The following is an 8,588-nucleotide window of genomic DNA, read 5'->3' on the forward strand; positions in this document are numbered from 1 at the left end:
ATGGTATAAGTCTCTATACCATATCGCCACCTATATCACCCATTAAGCACAATTCGCCGCAGCCTCTGGGGGGAATCGGCTCCACGTTTTCCCTTTATTCGCGGGAAATTCCCATCATTTACGGAACTTTCCCATTTTTTACGGGTTACTCACACCAATGGTCATTTTGAACCACGCGGGGTGTCGACTGCAACTTGGCAGGGTCTTGATCGCATAGGGCGCGCAGTCAGGCTACCGGAATCGATTCCTGTTCTGGTTAAAGGCAATGAGGCGCAAGTGGTACGAGACGTAGAACTTTATATTACGTTGCGGCATAATTTACAGGTTGTAAACACCCCGGCCGTTGCGGTCGCGGGCACATATGTAGTGACGCCTGAATTCACCAAGGGTGATGCTGCACTTTTCAGTCAATTGACCAATGGAATTATTTCGATGGCTAGGTGAGGCTGTCGGTTTGATCTGGACTTTTGACAAACATCCCTGAGAGAAAAATGGGCGCTTCGAACGAAAACAAACAAACCGGCAAACGTGCGCGTGAGATCCAAGAAAAGATTCACGCTGCACTTGAAAGGGGGGTTAAAGACCTTTTCATAGCTGAAAAGCTGGAGATCCCGGTTGATGATGTTCGCCACGTGCGCAAAACAATGGGGATGTCTCGCGAGGATGTGACAAAGAAGCGCTATGCGTACTGGATGCAGATGCTGTCGCAAGGGTACAAGCCCCTCAGAGGACTATCAAGATGAAGGTCAGCTGCATGTATAAACCGCGTAATAGTCATAGCTCTTTGATTGCCTTTTTGTATACACGCAACGCATGGTTTTATTTGTCCGCGGCGTTCTGTTGGAGCCTAGCAAGTTGTGACTTGATTTCTTCGCTAGCAAGATTACGCCATTCTGGGCCAATATTCTCGGTGGCATAGAGGTCAACAACCATGTGAAAAATAGGACCTGTGCGCCAATTCTTCTCTGCCAATCTTTTGGCAAAAGTTGGGGTAAGCATCTTCTTTTCTGATAGGTGCTGCTTAGCCTTTTCGAGCAGTGGCAAAGCAACATCTTCAGACAAGCCAAGTACGTGCGCATTCATGCGTGCGTTGGTTGTTATGGCTACATTCTGATCTGCAGCCGCCCCTTGCTCTTTGTTCGTTGTTTCTTCTTTCGACACGGCATTGGACGTTTCGCTGTTATCGCCAATATTGGTTTTTCGCACAATGGCAGCGAAATAGCTGCGTCTGTTGGGCACAGGGTCTTTCGTTTCGTCTTCTATCCGCGCCTTCATCTTTGCAAGGATCAAGAGCGCCTCTTCCTGTGACCCCCCTCCCCCCAAATAATTGGTTATGTCTTGTGCGGGTATGTCGAGTTTTGCAGCCTCAATGTGCGCCTGCGTAGGGTCCAACTTGAACTTTGATTTCCTAGCCACCTTGAACTGGATATCGACGACAGCTTTGCCCTCTTTGATTTCAATCAGTTCGACCTGAAGACCTGTCTCTTTGTTGATTTCCTCAATGGCTGGAACGACTGACTCCCCCTTGAACTTACGCCACTCGCGTGGTTTAGCTGACTCTTTGGATCTGGCTGAAGTTTTATGAGAGTCACCAGTTAGAGCTGAAACCCACCATTCTTTGGGCTTTTTGCTTGTGCGCTGAGACAAGTTATCGGCATAGCGTGCGCAGATTTCATAAAGCGCCACTGCGGCGTAACTTTTCAAGTTCACCAGGTCTTCTGGTGCAATCAGCGTAAAGCGCTTGGGATCTTTAAGTGCATTGACCATATCCGGCGGAAATGCCCACAACAAATACAGCTTGCCGTTTTCCAATTCAATCTTTGCTTGCGATACCAAAACCATACTGTCCCAGATGACACCAGCATCGGCATCTGGAGCAGACCATTCCACTTGCGTCGATTGCATTTCTCGCACGTACTGTTTCGTCACCTCAACCAAATTACTGGAGGGTTTGCTGATCGGTCGAATGATGTTGGTCAGGGGTTCTTTGAAGAAGTCTGTTGCCTCAAATACTTCGCCTTTGGCCGCTTTGGCAAGCAGGTGTTGTTGTGCTTCACGCATCAAAGACACGTAAAACTTCCTTCCGTAAGCAGTCAACTTTCCAATCTTTGGAAACATCACGACAGCTTCATTGGGTTTTTTTAAAAGCGGGTTTTGGGTTTGCATAGGTCGAAGTGTCCAAATGTTAGCATGTCCGCGGACAGTCTGTTTCGCCCTCATCTATAAAAAGCTGGACACTTTGTATCAGGCACGACCGATGCTAAACATTGACACAAATGCCGGTCTTTTCGTGGATTCAGATCTGGCCAAAGTTAGCTACAAGTTATCCACAGGCTAGCCATGCGTGGCGTATAGAAAGCCGGACACTTGGCTATTGAAAGTTGGACATTCATCTATAAAAACTTGGACACAAGCGTATAAAAAGCTGGACACAGGGAGTTTTCAAGTCATTGATTTAAAAGCGAAATTTCAAGTTATCCACAGAAGAGAGTTTTAAAGAACTTCTTAGAGATTTTTTTAAAGCTAGCTAGAGTCATTTGTTCGATCTCAATGCAGACCAAAAAAGAGGGTCTAGCTTCGACGAGGTGTGACCAGGTATCTGTTGAGCAGCTTACTGTACGGAAAAAAGCAACTCCTAGCTTTTTTGTACAACTATCATTAGAATGGCCACATCTTTACCACTGCGAGGACGTATGAACGTCGAACCTCTCATACCTAATATTGACTTTGACCAATTGGAAGAAATTGCTTTGGCAGCAACAACGATGGTCCAGTCCGCACGAGAGCACATGCTTGCACCTAACAAGGTCAAAAAAGCGCCTCATATGACGACCACCGAGATTTGTGAAATTACACAACTTCAGAGGTCCAATTTCAATTACCACTATACGACCAATGAAACACTTCCGCGAGGCCAAATTGCGGGAAACAAGCGTGAGTTCACCATGGCTGAAGCGCGTGAGTGGATCCGATTTTTGCGACCAGACAAAGTCCGCGACCCTAGTGTCAGTGCCGGATGCACGATCACTGTGGCCAACTACAAAGGTGGGGTGACAAAAACAACGACTGTGGCAACGCTGGCACAGGGCTTGTGTCGCCGGGGTATGCGGACGCTCGTGATTGATCTCGATCCTCAGGGGAGCTGCTCTGCCCTTTTTGGCATTCTTGCTGACGTAGATGTCGAGGAAGATCAAACCGTTACCCCACTTTATATGGGCACACAGGACGGATTGGAGTCGTGTATCCAAAAAACGTATTGGGATGGCATCGACATCATTGCTGCAAGTCCAGCGCTTTACAGTTCTGAATTCATCCTGCCTTCACGGCAACGTTCTGAGCCAGGTTTTGAATTTTGGAGAGTTCTTGATGCGGGCCTAGATTCTGTCCGTGATCAATACGATGTCATCATCATCGACTCGCCTCCTTCGCTGTCGTACACCACGATCAATGCACTGATGGCGGCCGATGGACTTTTGATGCCCATGCCCCCATCCAACCTTGACTTTGCTTCAAGCGCCCAGTTCTGGAATTTGTGCACAGACTTGATCAAAACGCTTTATGCCGACCGCGGTCTACCGGATAAGAAATTCAGCTTCATCAATATCTTGTTGTCTAAGGTGGACTCATCTGTGGGCGTGAGCACTGCAGTCCGGTCCTGGATTTACAACGCTTACGGCTCCATGGTTATGCCGGTTGAAATCCCCAAAACATCCATCGCTGAAACTGCGAGTGCAGGTTTTGGTACGGTTTACGACTTGGTGCCTGGATCTGTCTTGGCCAAAACTCTGAAGCGTGCAAAAGACGCTTATGAAGACATGATCGATTATGTTGAAAAGCAAGTGCGGGGCGTTTGGGCTGGCCAAGCGCTGATGAACAGCAAAGGAGACGCGAAATGAGTGGCTCATCTAAGAAGCTGGCAGATCGAGCCAGCATGGTTCCAACCTCTACGGTCCTGATTGAAGCGCAAAACAAGGCCGGCCAGGTTGCACAAGCGAAAACAGCGCCAGGCCAAATGATGGCTTTCATGGCTAAAGAGTCAGCTGCGCTCAAAGAGAACGAAGCGCTTAAGGCAGAAAACCAAGCGTTGAAGTCATCTGAGATTTCATTGGAATCGATCAGTGAGGTCAAGGGACGTCGCCGAAATCTGTCTCCAGAAAAATATGCAGAGCTTGTCGAAAACCTGCGAAACAACCCTTTGGCGACACCAATCACGGTCAGGTCGTTGGGTGGCGGAAAGTTTGAGTTGATCTCGGGGCACAACCGACTTCACGCATTCAGGGATCTTGGCCGAGCAACAATCCCGGCTGCCGTCGTTGACTTCGATGACGTTGGAGCCATCAAGGGGGCTTTCTATGCCAACTTGATCAGCGACACCTTGCCCGATTACGAGAAGTTTCGCGGCTTCAAACAGATCATGGCGCACACAGGGCAGACCCAAACTGAAGCTGCCAAGGAAGCTGGAATTTCCACTTCGGCTATGTCTCAGATCATGGAGTTCGACAAATTGCCAAAGGAGGCTATTGAGCTGATTTCGAAGCGCCCAGATGCGGTTAGCTATTCTGCGATTGTGAAGCTCAAGAATTTGCCAGGAATGCTCGAAGGCATCAAGGCGTTGGTTGAAGCCAAAGCTACCTTGGGTGAAGCGATTGCACTTGCTTCAGAGATTAAAGACAAGCCGGTGGCGGCTAAGCCCGTTCCACTGGTCATTAAAAATGGACGTGAGCGAGTTGCTGAAATCGTCCGCAGGGATGGCTTGGTCTCCGTCAAATTCAAGGATTCCAGCCTGGCGTCTTCATTGGTGGTGGAAATTGAAAAATTGATCCGGTCACACATCAAGGAATAGCCAGCTATTCGCTAAGTTGTTGATTTATAAGGAATTCAGAATCTGAATTCCAAAAAAGAAGGGGGCCTCGGCCCCCTTTTCTTGTTTTGCAGCCTTCTAAAATCCTGGACACTTGGGCGGCGTAGGTGTTTTCTCACCGGTCGGGTGAGGTGTTCTGTGTGTGGTATTTCTCGGCCTCTTTGGCCACTCGTTTTTCTTGTGCCCGTATGTAGATGGAGGTCGTGTCGATGGATGCGTGCCCAAGGATGGCCTGAATAACATCGAGCGGCATTTCCCGTTCGGTTGCCATCGTCCCGAAGGTGTGACGAAGACCGTGGGCGGTCGTCATCCTCAATTTCAACATGTCATCGACATTGATTTCGTCCAGGCCAGAAATGGTTTTCAGGGACTTTTTGATGATCCGAGCGATAGAGTTTGGTGCGTAGCCAATCCAGTTGGCTTGGTGCAATTCATTTGTTTTGCCGATGGGGGGGAGGGAGATGGGGCGGATCAGAGCGGCGCCTTTTGCTGGTCTTTTGCCATACTGAATGAGCAAGTCCATTTGGTGGGCTTGGACTGCTTTGTAGGTTCGCTCCGAGAGGGGGACGGCACGGAGCTTCTTACCTTTGCCCAAGATGGTCAGCCTAAATTGACCTGTAACGAATGGGCTGGGTTCGAGTTTTTCAGCTTGGGCTGAGGCCACTTCGCTGATGCGCAATCCACAGTCACCCATCAAAAGCAATGCTGCTAAGGCGATCCTTGCTTGGGTGTTTTCAGGCTTTTCGGACTCCAAGGACAACTTGGACACCACCCGCTCGTACAGGTCAGAGGGCAGGGCGCGCTCGATCTGCATGGCACTCAGTTGCTGTGTGACTTGGGGATCGCTGACCGCTGCCCAAGGGTTGCCGCCGAGGTAGCGCACTTTGTGCAGCCAGCCCATGGCTGTGCGAAGAATCTGAACTGCCTGCTTTTGGCTTTCTGGAGATAGGGGGCCTGCGAAGGGTCTCCATTGCGAAGTGAAGCGGCCACGCCGGGGTCCACAGAACTCAGGGGAGGGCGCTTCAAGGAAAGCCTTGTAGGCCTCGCACTCATCGACCAGAGCGGAGGAAAGTGGTTTCTTGCAGACCAAGACGCACCATAGAAGAAAGCGTTCCAGCTCCCGCTGGTAGGCCCTGGCTGTGTGTGGCTGGAGGCGAAATTTTTGGATGTAAGCCCGCACGGCTTCAAGGTCGTTGCGGGCGCTCAGATAAGAAAAAACCGGAGAGCGATTGATGCCATTTTGACCATCAAGGGAGTAGGGGAGGGCGCTGATTCGTTCTAAGGGCAGGGGGGTATTTGCCAGAGGCGAGAGGTTTGAGGACCCTGAAAGAGCTACTTGCGTGGCGGGGTTGATGGCCAGTTGCTCATGCTTATTCAACCAGGTGGTCAGGGCTTGTGCGCGCAGACGGCCGATGCGGGGGATGGGGGTCCACCAGTGGGGGCCATTGGCCTCAATGAAAGCTTTGAAGTTGCGCAGCGTTTGGATGCCTTCGGCTGCCAGTTGACGAGCAACTTTGGAGCGCAGCCATTGGCCGATGTGGTCGTCGGGGGAGGGCGGACTTGGCTTTGCGTCGGCGGCCTTGATCAGGATGTCCAGGACGGTTGTCGTGATTGATCCACCGGACCTTGCGTGGGATAGGGCGTCGGCTAAGCGGGGGTTGGAGATGATGGCGCGCTCGATGAGGTCGTTGCGCATGGCTGTGAGGAATTTTTCGATCCCGTGCGCGAGCTGGGGGGCTTCTTCGCTGTAGTACAGCTGGGCGACTTTCTCAGAGGGGATGCGTTGGATCCAAGCGCGCAATGCGGTGAAGTCGGTGCGCGAGTAGCGCACAGGCTCCATGTGGACGTTCGCGTGTTGTGCCATGTATTGTTTCCTTATCTTGCTTGGTGGCTCAGATGCGGCTCTGTGACGGATCAAAAACTGCCCAATCCCCTTCAAAAACGACCTCGTAGAACGCCGCTGGAGGCGTTTTTTCTTGTCTCCCAGGGGGTTGGTCGCCCCCGCCCCTTTTGATCCCCTGTGGCGCGTTTAAAGGGCTTGGGTCTTTGGGAGGGGAGGGCGGTGAACGTAACAAGTCCTGATGAGCTTCAATGGCGCTTGGGTGTGACTTTCGGGAGTTCGGTAACCAGCTGCGCAAGTCGGGCCATCGCGGATTGGTACACGGCGCTGTCCTCACGCTTGTCGACCGCCATCACCATCACTATCAAAATATCGTCCTGCACGCCATACACCAAGCGGTAGCCTTGTTTGCGCAGTTTGATCTTGTAGTGGCCGGCCAGAGCCCCATGCAACTCACCACCGGGCACATGCGGATTGTCCAGCCGTTTTTTCAGCAGTTTTCGAAGTACATCTTTGACTGACCCGTCCAGTGCCTGCCATTCGTCCCAGGCACTGGGAACAAACTGCAGTCGATATTTGTGCTTTGCCGGTTTCTCAGATGGCATCGATGTCAACTTCAATGGCCCGTGAACGCTCGCCCATGCGTGACAAAACAGTACGGTGCAGATCTTGGTCTGACAACTCTTCAAGCAGCGCTTCAAAAAGTGCGGGTTCAATCATGTAGAACGCAGCCTTGTTGTGGTTCAGCACGGCCACAGGCTTGCTTTTGGCATCGCGCAGCACAGCAGCCGGATTCTTTTTGAATTCGGACATGCTGATCGTGATGTCGGAGTAGATTGCTTCCATAAATTTGACTCCAAATTAAGCTCTAACTATAGCTCTTAATTTTGACAATGGGGATATTCAGTCGATCGAACGCCTAGAAAACAGCATGTTTAGATCAAAAACATAGGTTTGATAATACAGATTATCAGACATACCTTGATCCAAGGGGAGGGCACTGAGTGCGCCGGTCACGGTCACACAAGTAAAGTTGATGCTAGTTTCCAAGTAAAGATGAAACACAGATCGAAACATGACCCAACTTGCTACTTGGGCGCGGGATTTGTAGCGTAAAACCAAGGAAATAGATGCTTGTTCTCATCCTCAGACCACTAAGCTTCAACATTACTTGGAATTCGTAGCGTCAACTTTGCTTGGAAAAAGGCGCACTCCAAGGGTTGGCTCTAACTATTCGTAGCGTCAACTTTACTTGTGTGAACGGGGCGACTAACGCTGAATTCGCCAAATTTATTGAGCGGCTTCGCAGCTCTGGCGTTTAGATGCAGCAAACTCGCCACCAATTCAAATTTAAGAAATCCTCTTTGGGGGTTATTTAAATAAAATTTAATTGGTATTTTTTCTCTGAGAATAATATACTTTAGAGTTATTGTGGTGCTAACTTCAGGTGCCGCTGTTTTGGGATTCTGAGCGGGCATGACCAAATTGCGGGGTTTCTTAGTCTCTACTTCCGTGGCAATGGCATGCCTTCCGTTGTGCGCATGGGCTCAGCCAATCTCGCAGCGCTGCTTAGTCATCGGGGATTCGATTGCTGTGGGTGTATCCAATCATTCGCGCTGCCTTTCCATTTCCACGGGCGGGCTTTCGAGCTGGCGATGGTTAGATCGTTGGGGGCGTGCCCTTGAAACGGTCGACCCAGAAGTAGTTCTGATTTCATTGGGGGCGAACGATGCAGATGATCGCCGATCTTTTCCGTCTCTTTGAATCGCCCCGGATTTTGAGGAGGCTCCACACTTTGAGAAGATGGAGCCATGAGCAAGAAATCAAACCGTTTTTCACCCGAGGTGCGCGAACGCGCTGTTCGTATGGTGCTCGAACACCGAGGCG

At 50.5% G+C, this 8,588-nt stretch carries 8 protein-coding genes; 3 read left to right on the forward strand and 5 right to left on the reverse strand.

Features of this window, described 5'->3' with window-relative positions:
* The first annotated feature begins 491 nt into the window (after positions 1–491).
* Entirely contained in the window at positions 492–743 is a 252-nt protein-coding gene (locus B9Z43_RS04860; RefSeq protein WP_108322972.1) for a hypothetical protein, read from the forward strand.
* Between the two features lie 76 nt (positions 744–819).
* On the opposite strand, the gene B9Z43_RS04865 is transcribed toward B9Z43_RS04860, so the two are convergent.
* The gene (locus tag B9Z43_RS04865) at positions 820–2,166 is read right to left on the reverse strand and encodes a replication initiation protein (RefSeq protein WP_158270070.1); all 1,347 of its coding nucleotides are present in this window, start codon (positions 2,164–2,166) and stop codon (positions 820–822) included.
* 527 nt (positions 2,167–2,693) lie between these two features.
* On the opposite strand from B9Z43_RS04865, the gene B9Z43_RS04870 reads away from it, so the two are divergent.
* Together B9Z43_RS04870 and B9Z43_RS04875 are read left to right on the forward strand one after the other, a co-directional pair.
* A complete protein-coding gene (locus B9Z43_RS04870; protein ID WP_199222243.1) occupies positions 2,694–3,896 on the forward strand; it encodes a ParA family protein in 1,203 nt (400 codons plus the stop codon).
* A complete protein-coding gene (locus B9Z43_RS04875; protein WP_108322976.1) occupies positions 3,893–4,843 on the forward strand; it encodes a ParB/RepB/Spo0J family partition protein in 951 nt (316 codons plus the stop codon). Before B9Z43_RS04870 ends, B9Z43_RS04875 begins: the two co-directional genes overlap by 4 nt.
* Positions 4,844–4,976: 133 nt before the next feature.
* Here the strand turns inward: B9Z43_RS04875 and B9Z43_RS04880 are convergent, their stop codons facing one another.
* The 4 genes from B9Z43_RS04880 to B9Z43_RS17350 all read right to left on the reverse strand — a co-directional run.
* Positions 4,977–6,725: a phage integrase family protein gene (locus tag B9Z43_RS04880; RefSeq protein WP_108418402.1), complete on the reverse strand. Its 1,749-nt coding sequence runs from the start codon at positions 6,723–6,725 to the stop codon at positions 4,977–4,979.
* Positions 6,726–6,949: 224 nt separating this feature from the next.
* Positions 6,950–7,306 (reverse strand): type II toxin-antitoxin system RelE/ParE family toxin, encoded by a 357-nt coding sequence (locus B9Z43_RS04885; RefSeq protein ID WP_108322980.1) that lies wholly within the window; start codon positions 7,304–7,306, stop codon positions 6,950–6,952.
* Positions 7,296–7,547, reverse strand: coding sequence for a type II toxin-antitoxin system Phd/YefM family antitoxin (locus B9Z43_RS04890; protein WP_108322982.1), 252 nt, complete (start codon positions 7,545–7,547; stop codon positions 7,296–7,298). The genes B9Z43_RS04885 and B9Z43_RS04890 overlap by 11 nt, the downstream gene beginning before the upstream one ends.
* A gap of 727 nt (positions 7,548–8,274) precedes the next feature.
* Positions 8,275–8,588: hypothetical protein (locus tag B9Z43_RS17350; protein WP_233253948.1), on the reverse strand; the 314-nt coding region annotated here is incomplete at its 5' end.

Origin of the sequence: Limnohabitans sp. MMS-10A-192 (genome assembly GCF_003063335.1) — a bacterium.
In the GTDB taxonomy this organism is placed as follows: Bacteria; Pseudomonadota; Gammaproteobacteria; order Burkholderiales; family Burkholderiaceae_C; genus Limnohabitans_A.